This window comes from Streptomyces vulcanius (genome assembly GCF_042653945.1).
GTDB classification, from domain to species: domain Bacteria; phylum Actinomycetota; class Actinomycetes; order Streptomycetales; family Streptomycetaceae; genus Streptomyces; species Streptomyces mangrovi.
On the sequence record NZ_JBHSFK010000004.1, the window covers coordinates 42,386 to 59,755 of the forward strand.

General features: G+C 71.5%; 17 protein-coding genes. 9 read left to right on the forward strand and 8 right to left on the reverse strand.

What is annotated here, in order from left to right; translation table 11 throughout:
• The first annotated feature begins 7 nt into the window (after nucleotides 1-7).
• Together ACFPIH_RS07155 and ACFPIH_RS07160 are read left to right on the forward strand one after the other, a co-directional pair.
• Nucleotides 8-1,090, forward strand: a complete 1,083-nt coding sequence (locus ACFPIH_RS07155) for an ABC transporter permease (RefSeq protein ID WP_381169313.1) — start codon at nucleotides 8-10, stop codon at nucleotides 1,088-1,090.
• Between the two features lie 2 nt (nucleotides 1,091-1,092).
• The gene (locus ACFPIH_RS07160; protein WP_381169315.1) at nucleotides 1,093-2,136 is read left to right on the forward strand and encodes an NAD(P)-dependent alcohol dehydrogenase; all 1,044 of its coding nucleotides are present in this window, start codon (nucleotides 1,093-1,095) and stop codon (nucleotides 2,134-2,136) included.
• A 34-nt stretch (nucleotides 2,137-2,170) separates the two neighbouring features.
• Here ACFPIH_RS07160 and ACFPIH_RS07165 read toward each other — a convergent pair whose 3' ends face one another.
• Genes ACFPIH_RS07165 through ACFPIH_RS07175 form a run of 3 tightly spaced genes read right to left on the reverse strand, consistent with a single transcriptional unit; the run spans nucleotide 2,171 to nucleotide 4,991 of the window.
• Entirely contained in the window at nucleotides 2,171-2,956 is a 786-nt protein-coding gene (locus ACFPIH_RS07165; protein WP_381169317.1) for a ThuA domain-containing protein, read from the reverse strand.
• A 3-nt stretch (nucleotides 2,957-2,959) separates the two neighbouring features.
• The gene (locus tag ACFPIH_RS07170) at nucleotides 2,960-3,724 is read right to left on the reverse strand and encodes an SDR family NAD(P)-dependent oxidoreductase (protein ID WP_381169319.1); all 765 of its coding nucleotides are present in this window, start codon (nucleotides 3,722-3,724) and stop codon (nucleotides 2,960-2,962) included.
• Between the two features lie 28 nt (nucleotides 3,725-3,752).
• Nucleotides 3,753-4,991: an acyl-CoA dehydrogenase family protein gene (locus tag ACFPIH_RS07175; protein WP_381169321.1), complete on the reverse strand. Its 1,239-nt coding sequence runs from the start codon at nucleotides 4,989-4,991 to the stop codon at nucleotides 3,753-3,755.
• Between the two features lie 193 nt (nucleotides 4,992-5,184).
• Between ACFPIH_RS07175 and ACFPIH_RS07180 the strand changes: the two genes are divergently transcribed.
• The 4 genes from ACFPIH_RS07180 to ACFPIH_RS07195 are packed head-to-tail and all read left to right on the forward strand — an operon-like array spanning nucleotide 5,185 to nucleotide 9,579.
• A complete protein-coding gene (locus tag ACFPIH_RS07180; RefSeq protein WP_381169323.1) occupies nucleotides 5,185-6,723 on the forward strand; it encodes an AMP-binding protein in 1,539 nt (512 codons plus the stop codon).
• Nucleotides 6,724-6,761: 38 nt separating this feature from the next.
• Complete coding sequence (locus ACFPIH_RS07185; protein WP_381169325.1) at nucleotides 6,762-7,367, forward strand: histidine phosphatase family protein; 606 nt, start codon at nucleotides 6,762-6,764, stop codon at nucleotides 7,365-7,367.
• Between the two features lie 30 nt (nucleotides 7,368-7,397).
• Nucleotides 7,398-8,588 carry an acetyl-CoA C-acyltransferase gene (locus ACFPIH_RS07190; protein WP_381169327.1) on the forward strand — a complete coding sequence of 397 codons (1,191 nt, stop codon included), beginning with the start codon at nucleotides 7,398-7,400 and terminating at the stop codon, nucleotides 8,586-8,588.
• A gap of 19 nt (nucleotides 8,589-8,607) precedes the next feature.
• Complete coding sequence (locus ACFPIH_RS07195) at nucleotides 8,608-9,579, forward strand: PDR/VanB family oxidoreductase (protein WP_381169329.1); 972 nt, start codon at nucleotides 8,608-8,610, stop codon at nucleotides 9,577-9,579.
• A 30-nt stretch (nucleotides 9,580-9,609) separates the two neighbouring features.
• On the opposite strand, the gene ACFPIH_RS07200 is transcribed toward ACFPIH_RS07195, so the two are convergent.
• Complete coding sequence (locus ACFPIH_RS07200; RefSeq protein ID WP_381169331.1) at nucleotides 9,610-10,608, reverse strand: helix-turn-helix transcriptional regulator; 999 nt, start codon at nucleotides 10,606-10,608, stop codon at nucleotides 9,610-9,612.
• Between the two features lie 93 nt (nucleotides 10,609-10,701).
• On the opposite strand from ACFPIH_RS07200, the gene ACFPIH_RS07205 reads away from it, so the two are divergent.
• Entirely contained in the window at nucleotides 10,702-11,100 is a 399-nt protein-coding gene (locus tag ACFPIH_RS07205) for a VOC family protein (RefSeq protein WP_381169333.1), read from the forward strand.
• 15 nt (nucleotides 11,101-11,115) lie between these two features.
• On the opposite strand, the gene ACFPIH_RS07210 is transcribed toward ACFPIH_RS07205, so the two are convergent.
• Nucleotides 11,116-11,970 (reverse strand): class II fructose-bisphosphate aldolase, encoded by an 855-nt coding sequence (locus ACFPIH_RS07210; protein WP_381169335.1) that lies wholly within the window; start codon nucleotides 11,968-11,970, stop codon nucleotides 11,116-11,118.
• A 158-nt stretch (nucleotides 11,971-12,128) separates the two neighbouring features.
• Here ACFPIH_RS07210 and ACFPIH_RS07215 point away from each other — a divergent pair, with 158 nt between their 5' ends.
• A complete protein-coding gene (locus tag ACFPIH_RS07215) occupies nucleotides 12,129-12,917 on the forward strand; it encodes a DeoR/GlpR family DNA-binding transcription regulator (RefSeq protein ID WP_381169337.1) in 789 nt (262 codons plus the stop codon).
• 44 nt (nucleotides 12,918-12,961) lie between these two features.
• Here the strand turns inward: ACFPIH_RS07215 and ACFPIH_RS07220 are convergent, their stop codons facing one another.
• From ACFPIH_RS07220 to ACFPIH_RS07230, 3 genes are read right to left on the reverse strand one after another with little or no spacing between them, the layout of a single operon-like run.
• Complete coding sequence (locus ACFPIH_RS07220) at nucleotides 12,962-13,834, reverse strand: carbohydrate ABC transporter permease (RefSeq protein WP_381169339.1); 873 nt, start codon at nucleotides 13,832-13,834, stop codon at nucleotides 12,962-12,964.
• The gene (locus ACFPIH_RS07225; protein WP_381169341.1) at nucleotides 13,831-14,775 is read right to left on the reverse strand and encodes a carbohydrate ABC transporter permease; all 945 of its coding nucleotides are present in this window, start codon (nucleotides 14,773-14,775) and stop codon (nucleotides 13,831-13,833) included. The genes ACFPIH_RS07220 and ACFPIH_RS07225 overlap by 4 nt, the downstream gene beginning before the upstream one ends.
• Before the next feature lie 26 nt (nucleotides 14,776-14,801).
• On the reverse strand, nucleotides 14,802-16,082 hold the full coding sequence (locus ACFPIH_RS07230; protein WP_381169343.1) for an extracellular solute-binding protein: 1,281 nt from the start codon (nucleotides 16,080-16,082) through the stop codon (nucleotides 14,802-14,804).
• A 175-nt stretch (nucleotides 16,083-16,257) separates the two neighbouring features.
• Between ACFPIH_RS07230 and ACFPIH_RS07235 the strand changes: the two genes are divergently transcribed.
• The gene (locus ACFPIH_RS07235) at nucleotides 16,258-17,157 is read left to right on the forward strand and encodes an SIS domain-containing protein (protein ID WP_381169345.1); all 900 of its coding nucleotides are present in this window, start codon (nucleotides 16,258-16,260) and stop codon (nucleotides 17,155-17,157) included.
• The last annotated feature ends 213 nt before the right edge of the window (nucleotides 17,158-17,370 follow it).

Below are 17,370 nucleotides of genomic sequence, written 5' to 3' on the forward strand. Positions count from 1 at the left end.
GAGTGACATGACGTCCACCCCGACCCGGGCGGCGGAGGTCCCGCCGTCCGCACCGGAGAGATCCAATGTTCTGGCACCGGGGACAGCGGTCCGACGGGCGGCGGCGGCCCTGTCGTTCCGCAACATCGGCGCCGTGTACGTGTGGCTGGTCATCGTCGTGCTCTTCTCCGTGTGGGCGCCGGACACGTTCCCGACCACCATCACGGTCAAGCAGGTGCTGAACGGCAACGCCGTGGCGGGCCTGGTTGCGCTCAGCGTCGTACTGCCGCTGGCCGCCCGCGTCTTCGACCTGTCGGTCGCCTACACCATGTCCCTCACCAGTGTGCTGACCGCCCACTTCCTGGTCTCCACGGGCCTCGGCCCCTTCGCCGCGATCGCCCTGGCGATGACCGCGGCCCTGCTGGTCGGGGTGGTCAACGCCATCGTGGTGGTGATTCTGCGCGTCGACTCGTTCATCGCCACCCTGGCCACCGGCGCGCTGATCCAGTCCCTGATCACCATGGTCACCAACGACAGCTCGATCACCGGTGTGCAGCTGCTCGCCAAGCCGTTCGCGAGCATCGCCCAGCTGGACGTGGGCGGCATCACCCTGCCGGTGCTGTATCTGCTGCTCGCCGCCCTCGCCATCTGGTTCCTGCTGGAGCACACCGCCACCGGGCGGCGGTTGTACGCGACCGGTTTCAACGCCGACGCGGCCCGGCTGCAGGGGGTGCGCACCGACCGGCTGCGCTTTCTGACCCTGGTGGCCTCCGCCCTGCTCGCCGGTTTCGCCGGCGTCGTCTTCGCGTCCTCGGTCGGATCCGGATCGCCGACCGCGGGCACCCCGTACCTGCTGTCGGCCTACGCCGCCGCGTTCGTCGGGGCGACCCAGTTGCGCGCGGGCCGCTTCAACGCCTGGGGCACGGTGTTCGCGGTCCTCCTGCTCGGCACGGGCATCACGGGACTCGGGCTCGCCACCAGCGCGCAGTGGGCCGCGAGCCTGTTCACCGGTTCGGTCCTCATCGTGGCGCTGGTCCTCACGGGTGGCCGGATCGCCCTGCCCGCCGTACTGCGCCGCAGGCCGGCTCCGACTGCCGGCAAGGAGAGATGAGGATGAAGGCTGTTCAGTACCGGCGGGTGGGACACGCCCCCGAGGTCGTGGAGGTCCCGGTGCCCGAACCCGGCCCGGGGCAGGTGCTGTTGCGGGTGACGGCGGCGGGGATCTGCCACTCCGATCTGGCGGTGATGGGCTGGCCCGAGGAACAGTTCCCCTACGCCCTGCCGATGACACTCGGTCACGAGGGTGTCGGGACCGTCGCGGCAGTGGGCACCGGCGTCACCGCCGTCGCTGAGGGCGAGGCGGTGGCGGTGTACGGCCCGTGGGGCTGTGGGCGCTGCCCCAAGTGCGCCGAGGGCAAGGAGAACTGCTGTCCGCACTCCGCCGGGCTCGGCATCCTGCCGCCGGGGCTCGGCTCCCCCGGTGCGCTCGCGGAGTACATGCTGGTGGACTCGCCCCGCCATCTGGTTCCGCTGAACGGGGTCGACCCGGTCCAGGCCGCGCCCCTCACCGACGCCGGACTGACCCCGTATCACGCCCTGCGCAGGTCGCTGCCGAAGCTGCTGCCCGGCAGCACGGCGGTGGTGATCGGCGTCGGCGGTCTGGGGCATCTCGCCGTGCAGATGGTGCGCGCGCTGACCCCGGCCCGGGTGGTCGCCCTCGACGTGAGCAAGGAGAAGCTGGAGCTGGCAGCCAGGGTCGGCGCCCACGAGGCACTGCTCTCCGACGGTGAGGCGGCGGCACGGATCCGGGAACTCACCGGCGGTACGGGGGCGGAGGTCGTCCTGGACTTCGTCGGGGCGGAGGCGACTCTGGCGGTCGCCGCCGCGTCGGTGGCGGTGGAGGGCGATGTCACCGTCGTCGGCCTCGGCGGGGGCACCCTGGCCGTCGGCTTCGGGGGCGGGCTGCCGTTCGAGGTGTCGGCCTCCTTCCCCTACTGGGGCAGCCGGACGGAACTCATGGAGGTCCTGGAGCTCGCGCGGCAGGGTCTCGTGTCCGCCCACGTCGAGACCTTCACGCTGGAGCGGGCGCCCGAGGCGTACGAGCGTCTGCACGCCGGTGACATCAACGGACGCGCGGTGGTACTGCCGCACGGTTGACCCGCGACGCGTACAGGGCCGGCGCCCGATGCACTCAGGCGCCGGCCCTCTCCGGCGTATCCACCACCCGCTGCACACACCTCCGGAGCACCGTCAGGAACTCCGGTGTCTCCCACGGCCCCACGTCCACGCGCCCGGTGTCGTCCACGCCGAGGTCCTGCACGTCGTAGCGGCCCCGGCAGTGGCCGAGGGTGAAGTAGCAGACCTCGCCGAGGCCGTGCCGCTTGAGATACAGCACCGGTCGGGGCGCGCTGTCGCGGGCCGCCGTGTCGCCCTCGGCGAAGCCGCGGCAGGGCCCGGTGTACTCGGTGTGCAGCAGCACCTCCAGCTCTCCGTGCAGCTCGCACACGTACAGCTCGTCGGTGACCGTGAACGGCCCGATCCCGGCGACCAGCGGATGGTCGGGCCGGGTCACCCGCACCTCGTACGGCTCGATCGGCGGGTGCGCCAGGAACTGGCTGCCGAGCACCTGAGCCAGTTCCCCGAGGAGCCGTGGAGTCGTGAACACCCGCGGCCCGCCATCCGTCGACGGTTCGATCACCGAGTTGGTGCCGTGCAGGGCGAGCCAGCGCCCGCCCCGCTCGACGAACCGGGCCAGGGCGGCCCGCTGCACCGGGCGGGGCCGGACGTCGCAGGTGTAGGTGACCAGCAGGTCGGCCCTGTCCAGGGCGGCCACGCAGTCGTAGTCCTGGTACACCGTGGTGCGCACCCGCGGATGCTCACCGAGCAGCTCCAGCAATCGCAGCCGCGCGTGGTCGAAGTCGTGCCACCGGCCGCCGCAGACGAGTACGGCGTCCAGGCGGCCGGCCGGGCCCGCCACGGCTCAGTACTGGACGCGGGTGAGCAGCCCGCCGTCCACCACGAGGTTGACCCCGACGCAGAAGGAGCCGGTCCGTCCGAGCAGGAACGCCACCGCCGCGGCCACGTCCTCCGCGGTGCCGTAGCGGCCGATCGGCAGCTTGGCGAGCACCTCCTCGTACACCTCCGGGCGGCTGGTGCGGATGGTCTCCCAGGCTCCGCCGGGGAAGTCGATCGGGCCGGGCGAGACGGTGTTGACGCGGATGCCCTTCGGCGCGAGGGCGTGCGCGAGGGCGGAGGCGTGCTGGACGACGGCCGCCTTGAGCGCGGAGTACGAGTTCGCTCCGGCCGGGCGCGCGGTGTCGGAGGCGTTGGTGGTGCCGATGGCCACGACGGCGGCCCGGTCGGAGGCCTCCAGATGAGGAAGGGCCGCCTCGACGAGTCCCGCGAACGGGATCAGGTCGCCGCGCAGGCTGGCTTCCCAGGACTCGGGGCCCTTCACGTTGCCCGCCGACACATTGGACACCAGCAGGTCGAGGCCGCCGAGTTCACCGGCCGCCCGCTCCACGAAGCCCGCGAGGGCGGCCGGGTCGGTGACGTCGACCGCCTCCGCGAACACGGTGGCCCCCTCGGCCCGCAGTTCGGCGGCGGCCTTGGCCAGCCCTTCCTCGCCCCGGGCACACAGGGCCAGTGCGCAGCCCTCGGCCGCCAGGGTTTCGGCAATCGCCCGGCCGATGCCCCGGCTCGCACCGGTCACCAGCGCCTTCGCGCCTGTCAGTCCCAGATCCATCGAGGTCACTCCTTTGTGAGAAAGCCACTCAGTTGCCGGGAAGCTGTGAGAACGGCGCCCGGTCCGCCCGTGGCTCCGGCGGCAGTTTCAGCACCCGTTCGCCGATCAGGTTGCGCTGGATCTGGTCGGTGCCTCCGGCCAGCCGGTAGCCGGGGGCGCCGAGGAGATGCCGGGTCCAGGCGAAGGTGCCCGGTTCCCCGGTGTCGGCGCTGATCCGCGCTCCCATCAGCTCGGCGGCGACCTGTCCCGTGCGGGTGAGCAGGTCGGATGCCATGAGCTTGGTCAGCGACGCCTCGGGACCCGGCCGTCCCCCGGCGGCGCTCGTCCTGGCGACGCGGTCGACGGTGGCCGCGCGCAGGGCGGCACGTACGTACAGGTCGGCGAGGCGCTGGCGGACCAGCGGGTCGGCGGTGCGGCCGAGGGAGCGGGCGAGCGCGAGGACGTCCGAGAAGGTGCCGCCCTTGCGGCGGTTGCCGCTGCCGGAGGCGGTCCGTTCGAAGGCGAGGGTGGTGGTGGCGACCTCCCAGCCCTGGCCGGGCCGCCCGATCCGGAGCCGGTCCGGGACACGTACGCCGCTGAGGAAGACCTCGTTGAAGGAGGCGCCGCCGCTCATCTGACGGATGGGGCGCACCTCCACTCCGGTGGCGTCCATCGGGACCAGGAAGGCGGTGATGCCGGCCTGTTTGACGACGTCCGGGTCGGTGCGGGCGAGCAGCAGACCGTAGTCGGCGAACTGGGCGCCCGAGGTCCACACCTTCTGGCCGTCGATCACCCACTCTTCGCCGTCCTGCCGGGCGCGGGTGCGCACGGCCGCGAGGTCGGACCCGGCGCCGGGTTCACTGAAGAGCTGGCAGGCCAGCAGGTCGGTGCGCAGGAACGCGCGGGCGTGCTCGCGGAGTTGCTCTGTCGTTCCGAACAGGGAGACGGCCATCGCGACCAGGCGCACGGTGACGCTGATCAGCTCGGTGGACGGCGGCACCTCGAAGGCGGACTCCTCCTCGGCGAAGACGGCCACGTGGGCGGCGCTCAGACCCGCCCCGCCCTTGTCCGCGGGAAGGGTCAGCGCCTGGAAGCCGGCGTCGAAGCGGGCCCGCTGGTAGGCGCGGCAGCGCTCCAGCAGCAGGCGTTCCTCGTCCTGCGGGAGGTTGTGGAACACGGCGAGGTCGGCGGCCTCTCCGGCGGACTCCGGCGAGCGCGCCGGTTCGAGCACGGTGGCCAGCCACTGCCGGACCTGTGTGCGCCATGCGTCCGGATCGGGCTGGGACATGGCTCCTCCTCGGGCACTTACCAGACGACAGATTCAGTAACGGGGAGTGGGATGTGTGTCCCTGACCGCTGAAACATGCGGGAATGCCTCCGTCTGGGACCAGAGTGTTCCGTACTTTCTTGATAAACGCTACAGTCTCGGCATCCCCTCTCCCCGCGAATCGGGAGAGGACCCAGGAGCCGCCGGAGGAGCCATGTCGCTGCTGCCACTCGATCGTCGCGCCCAGGAGACACCCGATGAGGTCGCCCTGGCGGACGACCTGGGCGTGCTGTCCTGGGCCGACCTCGCCGACCAGGTGGCGCGGGCGGCGGCCCGGCTGCTGGAGTTCGCGCCCGGCCCCGCCGACAGGGTCGCCGTCCTCGGTGACAACGCGATCCCGACGCTGGTGGCCCATCTGGCGGGTCTGCGGGCCGGAGTGGGGACCGTGGCCACGTCCCGCAGCCTTACCTCGGGCGAGCTCGTCGACCAGATCATCGACGCGGGCGTGACCGGGATCATCGCCGGACCCGCCGGCGCGGGTGCCGCCCTCGACGCGGCCCGGGAACTGGGTCTGCCGGTCGTGACGCACGGAACCCCGGAGGCCGGGCACGCCTTCGACTGGGACCTGTGGCTGGCCGCCGCGCCCGCCGGGCGCACCCTCCCGACGGACCGGCCCGCCCGGCCTCCGCTCGTCTACACCTCGGGCACCACCGGGCGGGCGCGCGGCACCGAGGTGCGCTGGGTGAGCGGCCCGGTCGCCGACAGTTGCGCCTACCTCGCCGCGATGTCCGCCCGGCCAGGATTCCCGCCGGGACCGCACCTGGTGTGCGGCCCCCTGCAGCACAACGCGCCGCTGACCTCGCTGCGGCACCTGGCGGCCGGTCAGCCGGTGGTCGTCCTCGGCAGATACGACGCGGAGACGTTCCTCTGCCGGGTGCAGAAGTGGCGGGTCTCCTCCACCGTGATGGTGCCCACCCACTTCCAACGGCTGCTCGCCCTCCCGGAAGAGGTCCGCACCCGGTACGACGTCTCCAGCCTGGCGCAGGTCTCCCACACCGGCTCCGCGTGTCCGCCGGATGTGAAGCGAGCCATGATCGACTGGTTCGGTCCGGTGCTGACCGAGTCGTACGGCGCCAGCGAGGCGGGAACCGTGGCCCGTATCAGCAGCACCGAGTGGCTGGCGCATCCGGGCTCGGTCGGGCGCGTCCGGCCCCCGTTCGAGGTCCTGGTCACGGACGACGACGGCGGTCAACTGGCTTCCGGCGAACGCGGGTTGCTGGCCTTCCGGGCGCCCGACGACCAGGGCGTCCGCTACCACGCGGACCCGGACAAGACCAAGGCCGCCTATCTCTCCCCCGGCGTCTTCACACTCGGCGACATCGGCTACGTCGACGAGAACGGCTACATCTTCATCACCGACCGGGCCGCGGACGTCGTCGTCTCCGGCGGCGTGAACCTGTACCCGGCCGAGAGCGAGGCGGTCCTGCGGCAGCACCCGGCGGTCGCCGAGCTCGCGGTGATCGGCGTGCCCGACCCTGACTTCGGCGAGGCGCTGCGGGCGCTGGTCGTGGTGGCGGGGGACGAGCCGCCGGCCGGCGAGCTGGACCGGTTCTGCCGCGAGCACCTCGCCGCCTACAAGTGCCCGAAGTCGTACGAGTTCGTTCCCGAGCTGCTGCGCAACGCGATGGGCAAGCTCGACAAGCGCGCGATGCGCCGCCCCTACTGGACTTCGGAACGGACCATCGCCGGCTGAGCCGGCCCGCCCCCTCCCCTCTGTACGAAGGATCGTCCATGACCGAACTCCTCCTCGTCCGGCACGGCCTCCCCGTGGCGGGCGTGTTCGACCCGGGGCTGTCGCCGGAGGGCACCGCCCAGGCCGAGCGCCTCGCCGCCTGGCTCGGACCCGAGGACCTCGACGCCCTGTACGTCAGCCCGTTCCGGCGGGCCCGCGAGACGGTGGCGCCCCTGGAACGGCTCACCGGTATGACCGCCACCGTCCTCGACGACCTGCGCGAGTGGGACACGGACGTGTCCCAGCCCTACACGCCACCGGAACAGATCGGCGCGGCCGATCCCCGGGCGGCGGCGCTCGCCGAGGGACGCTACGAGGACTTCGTGCCCGACCTGGACTGGGACGCCTTTCGCGCACGTGCCGTGCGGGCCATGGACACCATCCTCGACGCCCATCCCGGCGGGCGGGTCGCGGCCGTGTGCCACGGCGGCATCACCAACACCTACCTGGCGACGGTGCTCGGCCTGCCCTCGATGTTCTGGTTCCACCCCGGCTACACGTCCGTCAGCCGGGTGCGGCGTATGCCCGGCGGCCGGATCGTTGCGCACTCGGTGAACGAGACGGCCCACATGATCGCCGAACGTGCCGTCGACGCGGTCGCCTGACCCCGTCCCACACCCCAGGAGGTCCCGGTCATGCCCGGATCCGTCATCGTCGCCGGCGCCAGGACGCCCATCGGCAAACTGATGGGCGCCCTGAGCACCCTCTCCGCGGTCGACCTCGGCGCCCACGCCGTCGGCGCGGCCCTGGCCACCGTCCACCTGGACCCGGCGGCCGTGGAAGCCGTCGTCATGGGCCATGTCGTGCAGGCCGGGGCCGGCCCCAACCCGGCCCGGCAGGCAGCGGTCCGCGCGGGAATTCCGTTCTCCGTCCCCGCGAGCACCGTCAACAAGCTCTGTCCGTCCGGTCTGCACGCCATCGCCCTGGCCGACCTCATGATCGCCTCCGGCCGTCACGAGGTGGTCGTCGCGGGCGGCATGGAGTCCATGTCCGGCGCCCCGCACCTGCTGCGCGGATCACGCACCGGCTGGAAGTACGGTTCGGCCGCGGCGGAGGACGCCCTCGACCGCGACGCACTCGTCTGCGCCTTCGACGGCGTCTCCATGGGCGCGGCCACCGAGCGCTACCAGCAGCCGTTCGCGCTGACCCGGGAGGAACAGGACGAGTACAGCGCGCTGTCCCATCAACGGGCCGCCCGCGCCCAGGAGTCGGGCGCGCTGTCCGAGGAGATCGCCCCCGTCACCGTGGCCGGACGCCGGGGCGAGACAGTGGTGGACACCGACGAGGGCGTACGGCCGGGCAGCACCGCCGAGAGCCTGGGGCGCCTGAAGCCGGCCTTCTCCGGCACGGGCACCATCACCGCGGGCAACTCGTCACAGCTCTCCGACGGCGCCGCGGCCGTCGTCGTGATGAGCGCGGAGCGCGCCCGGCGGGAGGGCCTGACACCGCTCGCCGAGATCGGCGCCTACGGTACGGTCGCGGGCCCCGACCCCTCGCTGCTCGTCCAGCCGGCCGGCGCGGTCCGTGACGCCCTGTCCCGGGACGGCCGGCTGAAGGCCACCGACCTGGACCTGTTCGAGATCAACGAGGCGTTCGCCGGAGTGGCCCTGGCTTCCGTACGGGAGCTGGACCTCCCGCTGGACAAGGTGAACGTCAACGGCGGAGCGATCGCGCTCGGGCACCCGGTCGGCATGACCGGAGCCCGGCTGGTGCTGACCCTCGCGGCGGAGTTGCGGCGGCGCGGAGGCGGCAGCGGAGCGGCGGCCCTGTGCGGGGGCGGCGGCCAGGGCGACGCGCTGTTGCTGCACGTACCGACGCAGGCCTGAAACCCGGAGCCGAATCACCATGAACGACCAACTGCCCACGGTCGACACGACCCTTGCCGTGGCGACCCGCACCCTCGCCGCCGACGGAGTCGTCTCCCTCACCCTGCGCCGCCCCGACGGCGGGATGCTCCCCGCCTGGACGCCGGGCGCCCATATCGACGTACTCCTGGACGGCGAGGAAGGCGGGGACCTGATCCGTCAGTACTCCCTGTGCGGGCACCCGGCCGAACGCGGGGCCTGGCAGATCGCCGTGCTGCGCGAGCCGGGGGGCCGGGGCGGCTCCGCGTACGTCCACGACCACCTGCGCGAGGGCGCCACCGTGCGGGTCCGAGGGCCGCGGAACAACTTCCCGCTGCGGCCCGCCGCACGCCATCTGTTCATCGCCGGCGGCGTCGGCATCACGCCCGTCCTTCCCATGGTCGAGGCCGCCGAGGCCGCGGGGGCCGACTGGCGTCTGCTGTACGGCGGCCGCACCCGGACCTCCATGGCGTTCCTGGACCGCCTCGCCCCGCACGGGGACCGGGTGCTCGTCCGTCCGCAGGACGAGTACGGCCTGCTGGACCTCGCCGCCCACCTCGGCGTGCCCGAAGAGGGCACCCTGGTGCACGCCTGCGGTCCCGAACCCCTGCTGCGGGCGGTTCAGGAGCAGTGCGCGGGCTGGCCGCCGGGGACGCTGGGCGTCGAACGGTTCGCCCCGGTGGGGACGGCCGGGACCGGCCCGGCCGAGGCCTTCGAACTGGAGCTCGCCCGTTCCGGGCTCACCCTCACCGTGCCGCCGGGCCGTTCGGTGCTCGAAACCGTGGAGGCGGCCGGCGTCGCGGTCGACTTCTCCTGCCGCGAGGGCACGTGCGGCACCTGCGAGACCGACGTCCTCGACGGTACGCCCGACCACCGCGACTCCCTGCTGACCGAGGACGAACGGGCCGCGGGCGACACGATGCTGGTCTGCGTCTCCCGTTCACGCGGGCCGCGCCTGGTCCTCGATCTGTAGAGGAGCGCTGCCCCACCGCGTGTGCACGGCTCAGGCCTGGCGGGCGTGGCTCGCGAGGCGGTCGGCGAGCGCGACCACGAGGTCGCGCAGTTCGTCGGGGCGTTCGATGACGAACGGCCGGTCGAGGGAGGCAAGCACCGGCGGCAGCCAGTCGAGCCGCTCCGCCCGTAGTTCGACGAGCAGCCAGCCCTCGGTCGTCTCGGTCGCGGGATCCGCGTCTGGCGCGGACGCGGGCTCCTCCACGCTCGCGACGCCGACGGGAAGCCGGGCCCGGATCTGCTCGACCGTCCCGTGGATCCGCAGGGTCACCTCATGCCGGTATGCCGCCGTGGCGAACCCGGACAGGACACGCTGCGCCGGGTCCGGTCCGGCGTGTGCCTCGAACGACCCGGGCAGGGCCCTGGCGTCGGTGATCCGGTCGAGTCGGAAGGTCCGGTCCTCCCTGATGTCGGGGTCCGTGCCGGTGACGTACCACCGGCCCGCATGGGCCACAACGCCGTACGGGTGCAGCGTGCGGGCGCTGCGCCGACCGTCGCGGTCGGTGTACCTGATCGAGACCGGTCGGCGGTGGCGTACCGCATCGGCGATGGTGAGCAGGACCCCGGCGTCGGGGGTGGCGAACTCGCCGGGCGGTTCCGTGAAGGCGAGGGACTCCAGGACGGTGTCGACCCGGCGGGCGAGGCGCTCGGGCAGCACCCGGCGGATTTTGGCCGCTGCCGTCTCGCTCGCGGTGGCCGTCGTCGTCATCAACCCCGCTCGGCGGCCCGCGACAAGGCCGAGCAGCACGGCGATCGCCTCGTCGTCGCCGAGCATGAGCGGAGGCAGGCGGTAGCCGGGTGCGAGGCGGTAGCCGCCGAAACGGCCGCGCACTGCCTCGACCGGCACGTCGAGGTCGATCAGCTGGCCCACGTACCGCCGCACGGTGCGTGCGTCGACGCCGAGCCGCTCGGCGAGTTCGCCCATCGTCCGGGTGCCGCCCGACTGCAGCAGTTCCAGGAGGGTGAGCACACGGCCGGTGGGTCGGGACATGTTCCGAGCCTAACGCGGATACTGGACCGATTCTGTCCACTATTCGTTCTAACGTGCGAGGTGCAAGGGCTCCACGAACTTAGGGAGAACATCATGGACTTCGTCTCGATCCGGATCATCACCGGCGACGCCGCACGCCTCGTCGAGTTCTACGAGAAGGCCACCGGGGTGCCGGCGACCTGGTCCACCGAGGACTTCGCCGAACTCAGGACCCCCAGCGCCACCCTCGCCATCGCCAGTACCCGTACCGTCCCGCTGTTCGCGCCGGGCTCCTCCCACCCGGCCGACAACCACAGCGTGATCATCGAGTTCCTGGTCGACGACGTGGACCGCGTGCACGAGAACCTGACCGGCTTCGTCACCGACTTCGTCAACGAGCCCACCACCATGCCCTGGGGCAACCGGTCACTGCTGTTCCGCGACCCCGACGGCAACCTCGTCAACTTCTTCACCCCGGTCACCGCGGCGGCGATCGGGAAGTTCGCCCGTTGACACCGGAGGCATGGCTCATCCCCTCGCGTGCCCGCCGCCCGACAGGGTCCGCAGCGCCGAGGTCACCGTGTCGGTCATCGCCCGGCGCGCCGCGGTGAGGGCCGGCCGGGGATCGACGGCCGTGGGCGCCGCCGCGAGTGTGTCGCGGACCGCGCCGGTGAAGGCGGCGTTCAGTGCCGTACCGATGTTGACCTTGACCATGCCGGCCGCCACCGCCCGCCGGAGCTCCGCGTCGGGCACGCCCGTCGAGCCGTGCAGGACCAGTGGCACGGGGACCGCCTCCGCGAGGCGGGCGATGAGGCCGTGGTCCAGCCGCGCGGTGCGCGTGGTCATCGCGTGGGAGCTGCCGACCGCGACGGCCAGTGCGTCGACCCCGGTGGCGGACACGAAGTCGCGCGCCTGATCGGGATCCGTACGTGCCGAGGGTGCGTGCACTCCGTCCTTGCCGCCGATCTCGCCCAGTTCCGCCTCCACCCACAGCCCCTCGGCGTGCGCCCACCGCACCGCGGCGCGCGTGGCGGCGACGTTCTCGGCGTGCGGCAGCGCGGACGCGTCGACCATGACGGATCCGAAGCCGCAGTCGGCGGCCCGACGCAGCAGCGCTTCGTCGGTGACATGGTCGAGGTGCAGCGCCACGGGGACGGCCGCCGCTTCGGCGAGCGCGGCGGTGGCGCGGGCTATCGGGGCGAGCCGGCTGCCGTGGAACCGCACGGCGTTCTCGCTGATCTGGCAGATGACCGGGCAGCCCGCGGCTTCCGCCCCGGTGACCACGGCCTCGGCGTGCTCCAGGGTGATCACGTTGAACGCGCCGACGGCCCGTCCGTCCCGGCGCGCGGAGTTCACCACATCGGCGGTGGGAGTCAGCGGCACGGACGGCCTCCGATCGCGGTGTGCGCCGACGGCAAGGACGACATGCGAAACGTGCAGGATCTTGCTCGTTTGGAGACCATAAAACACCCAATCAAGCGCTGTGGTTTCATGGAGGTGCGCATATCGTGGCGCACACCACCGACAGGAAGTTGTGAGACATGGCGGCACCGCAGGCCCGGTGGAGCGCGCTGCTGGAGATGCTGACGCGCGACGGGCGGATCGAAGTCGAGCCCGCTGCCGAGGAGTTGGGCGTCTCCGCCGCGACGATCAGGCGCGACCTCGACGAGCTGGCCCGCCAGCAGATGGTCACCCGCACGCACGGTGGAGCCGTGATCAACGCGATCGCCTACGACCTGCCGCTGCGCTACAAGGCCGCGCGCAAGGCTCCGGAGAAGGAGCGGATCGCGCACGCGGCTGCCGGGCTGGTGAAGGCCGGCGCCGTGGTGGGGCTGAACGGCGGCACCACGACCACCGAGGTGGCGCGGGCGCTGGCCACCCGTGCCGACCTGAGTTCCGGCGGCGCGGAGACGGCGGTCACCGTGGTGACCAACGCCCTGAACATCGCCAACGAGCTGGTCGTACGGCGCCATGTCAAGCTCGTGGTGACCGGCGGGGTGGCCCGGCCGGCGTCCTATGAGCTGATCGGCCCGCTGGCCACCGAACTGCTCGCGGAGATCGCCCTGGACCAGGTCTTCATCGGGGTGGACGCCATCGACGTGGCCCATGGGGCGACCGCCCACCACGAGGGCGAGGCCAGCATCAACCGGGCGCTGGCCCGCCGGGCGCAGCAGGTCGTCGCGGTCGCCGACTCCTCCAAGCTGGACCGGCGTGCCTTCGCCCGCATCTGCCCGGTGGAGGACATCGACGTCCTGGTGACCGACAAGGCCGCCTCCGACGAACTGACCGAGTCGTTCACGGCGGCCGGCGTGGAGGTCATCCGCGCCTGACACACCCCACGCCTCCCCTGCCGGCCGCGACACGGATCCCGTCGTCATCCCCGGACGCCGCCCGCGGTCAGGCCGGCGACGAGGTGGCGCTCCACGAAGACGAACAGCACCACCACGGGCACGATCGCGACCAGCGAAGTGGCGAACAGGTACTGCCACTGCTCGTGGTACGAGGTGACGAAGCCGGGAATTGCCCTGGTCAGGGTCATCCGGTTGCTGGACGAGGTGATGGTGAGCGCCACCACGTACTCGTTCCACGCGCCGATGAAGGTGTAGACGAGCGCGGTCACCACACCGGGCATCGCGAGCGGCAGGACGACCCGGGTGAGGGCGCCGAACCGCCCGGTGCCGTCGAGCCAGGCAGCCTCCTCAAGTTCCTTGGGGATGCTCGCGAAGTACGCGTTGAGGATCCACACGCAGAACGGCAGGTTGAACGCCGCGTTCACCAGGATGAGGCCCTCGGCGGTGTCGGTCAGGTCGAGGCTGACCATCTCCCGGTAGATGCCGACCAGCAGCGCGGTCGGCGCGAACATCTGGGTGACGAGTACGAGCAGCAGGAAGGCGCCGCGCCCGCGGAAGCGGTGCCGGGCGGTGTAGTACGCGGCGGGCAGCCCGACGGCCAGGGTGAGCAGCGTCGCGGCCCCGGCGATGTACAGCGAGAAGACCAGCGCGTCCGCGACGCGCGGGTCGGTGAGCGACCAGATGTCCGTGAAGTTCGACCACTCCCACCGGGAGGGCAGATAGGACGGCGGGGACTCCATCAGTTCGGGCGTCGGTTTGAGCGCCGTCAGCAGCATGTGCGCGTAGGGCGCGAGGAACGCCAGCGCCACCAGCCATCCGGCGGCGGTGAGCAGGACGGTGCGCAGCTTCATCGGCCCCGGCCTTCTGCGCGGCGCGGCTTTGTGCGGGCTGCTCACGCCGTGTCCTCCTGTCCTCGGACGACGCGCAGATAGACCAGCACCACGGCCAGGACCAGCCCGAAGTTGACGACGGCCATGGCGGCCGACTCCCCCACCGACTGGTTGTCGAAGGCGAGTTTGTACAGGTAGGTGGTGGTCGTGTCGGTGGCGAAGCCGGGGCCGCCGCGCGTCATGGCCCAGATGATGGGGAACGAGTTGAACACGTTGATCACGTTGATGATCGCGGCGACCACCAGCGAGGGCCGCAGCAGCGGCAGGGTGATGCCCAGGTAGCCGCGGAGCGGACCGGCGCCGTCCACCCGCGCCGCCTCGTACACCTCGGCGGGGATGCTCTGCAGACCGGCCAGCAGGACGAACGAGGTGAACGGCAGCGAGACGAACACCGCCACGCCCATCATCGCGACAAGCGCCTGCCCGGGATCGGCCAGCCAGTTGACGGGCGCGTCCAGCACGCCGAGGTCCATGAGCAGCCGGTTGACCACGCCGTAGAAGTTGTTGAGCATCCAGCGCCAGATGAGCGCCGTCATCAGCACGGACGAGGCCCAGGGCACGATCAGCGCCCACCGCACCAGCCGGCGCCCGGGGAACCGGGAGTTCAGCAGCTGGGCCAGGCCGAGAGAGAGCACGACCGTGACGGTGACGACCCCGACGACCCACACGAGGGTGCGCAGCAGCACTCCGGGCAGGTCGCCCTCGGCGAACAGGTCGGTGTAGTTGCGGACTCCGGCGAACCCCTGGGACTGTCCGGTGGAGCTCACCCGGGTCAGGGACGTACGGATCATCTCGACGACCGGCCAGACGACCATGGCCAGGATGAGGAGGGTCGCGGGACCGAGCCACAACAGCGGTTCCAGCGCGCGCCATCTCCCGCGACCGCGGCGCGGCGAGGGTGGCGCGGGCGCCGCCGGGGCCGGGCGTTCGGCCCCGGCGGCGCTCACGGTGACATCGTGTACGGCCACCGTGGTCAGTCGCCCTTCTGCGCGGTCTTCTGGATCTCGCCCAGGACCTTCGCCGGGTCGCCGCCCGCCACCGCCGTGCCGATGCGCTGTTTCACGGCGCCGTCGACCGCGGACCACGCGGGGTCGTCGGCGGGGGCGAACTCCGCGTCGGAGAGGGCGTCGACGAACGGCTTGTAGTAGGCGGCGTTCGCGCTGTCGGAACTCAGCGCCTCACCGGCCGACTTGGTGACCGACAGGAACCCCTCGGTGGAGACGAACTCGGCGGCGTTCTCCTTCTGGTAGAAGAAGTCGAGGAACTTCTTCACCGCCGGCTTGTTCGACCCGTCGCCCTTCTTGAACGCGACGAGGTAGTCCTGCACGCCGAGCGTCTTGTGGGCGCTGCCGTCCTTGCTGGGCAGGGCCGCGACGCCGTAGTTCAGCTTCGCGTTCACCGGGTCGATGAAGCCCTTCCGCATGAAGACCGCTCCGTTGAGCATGCCGATCCTGCCCTGGGCGAACTCGTTGAAGACGTCCTTGCGGTTGGTGGCCTCCGGGTTGGGCTGGGTGACCTTGTCCTTCGTCAGTTTCCGCAGGAAGGTGAGCGTGTCGACGTTGGCCTGCTGGTCGATCGCCCAGTCGCCCGAGGCGTCGGTCCAGCCGCCGCCGTTGTTCATCGCCCAGATCTGGAACTCGGCCTGGGCCTCCTCGGCCCCCAGGGGTAACCCGAGGCCGATGTAACCGGCCTTCTTGATCTTCTTGGCGTCGGCCTCGACCTCGGCCCAGGTGGACGGCGGCCGGGCGATGCCCGCCTTGGCGAAGATGTCCTTGTTGTAGAAGAACAGGCGCGCGCTGGAGATGAAGGGCAGGCCGTACTGGGCTCCCTCGTACTGCGCCTTCTGCCGGAACAGCGGGAGGAAGTCGGAGAGTACCTCGGGGGAGACGACGTCCTGCGCCTTGTGGACCAGACCGTCGCGGGCGAAGTCGGAGAACTTGTTGTAGTTGAGGATGTCGGGTTCCTGCTTGGTCTGGACGTACGTCTTGACCTTGGAGTCCATCTGCTCCCAGTCGACGACTTCGAGATTCACCCGGTAGCCGGGGTTGGCGGCTTCGAAGTCCTTGATCAGCGCCGTCCAGTAGGCCTGGGTGTCGTCGTCGTACTTCGCCGCGACGAACCTGATCGTCTTTCCGTCGGATCCGCCGCTGTCCGAGGAGCTGCCCTTGCCGCATCCGGTGAGGGCCAGTGCCAGGGCCAGTCCCCCGGCGAGGCCCGCGAGGTGCCGTTTCACGGAGTACCTCTCCGCACGCATGGCGTGCTTGGTCAAGCGCGTGCTCGCCTGTTTGCGTGCTCGCTTGCTTGTTTATGCTCGATTCCAAGTGCTATCAATCAACGAACGACATGATGCTCAATGAAACGCGCACGGTGTCAAGGGCCGCCGCATCACGTATCGGTCACGCCGTGCGCCCGAGAGGGGAGATCTCCCGATGAGTCAGACCGAGATCGAGATCGCCACCCAGCCCGACTGCTGGCGGCAGGCCGTGGCACTGGCCCGGACGCCCGACGGCCCCGCCTCCGCCTCGCTGCCCCGGCCCGGCGAGCGGGTGGCCGTCGTCGGCTGCGGGACGTCCTGGTTCATCGCCCAGGCGTACGCGGCACTGCGGGAGTCGGGCGGCCACGGCGAGACCGACGCCTTCCCCGCCTCCGAGATGCCGGCCGGGCGTACCTACGACCGGGTGGTCGCGCTGACCCGGTCCGGCACCACGACCGAGGTGCTGGAGCTGCTGCGCCGGCTGCGCGGGCACACTCCCACCACCGCGGTGACCGCGGTACCGCGGTCACCGGTGGCGGAGCTGGCGGACGCCGTCGTCCCGCTCGGCTTCGCCGACGAGACCTCGGTCGTCCAGACCCGGTTCGCCAGCACCGAACTGGTGCTCCTGCGGGCCCACTTGGGCGAGGACCTCGGACATCTGCCGCAGCAGGGGCACTCGGCGCTGGACGAGCCGCTGCCGGCCGGGGTGCTCGAAGCCGAGCAGTTCACCTTCCTGGGGCAGGGCTGGGCGTACGGGATCGCCCAGGAGGCGGCGCTGAAGATGCGCGAGGCGGCATGCGCCTGGACGGAGGCCTATCCGGTGATGGAGTACCGGCACGGCCCGATCAGTGTCACCGGACCCGGCCGTGTGGCCTGGTGGTTCGGGGACCCGGCCGCCCTGCCGCCCGGCCTCGCCGACGACATCGCACGCACCGGCGGACAGTTGGTGGCACTCGGCCGGGACCCCCTGTCCGACCTCGTCGTGGTGCACCGGCTGGCCGCCGCCCTCGCCTCGGCACGCGGCCTCGACCCGGACAATCCGCGCCATCTGACCCGTTCCGTGATCCTCGCCTGACCTGATTTTACCTTTCCTTTACGGTCACTTTCTGGCTCCGCTGACGCCTGTCAGCGGGGCCGGAGAGCGACCGCCATCAGGGACACAGCGGCTCTTCAGGAGCACCTGAGCGTCGGCGGAGTCGCACCGCGGCCTGTTGACAGGTGGCGATAGCCGCAAGAACATGAGCGAAATCTTGATGAATCTTGCATCTCTATGCAGCATTGAGCAGAG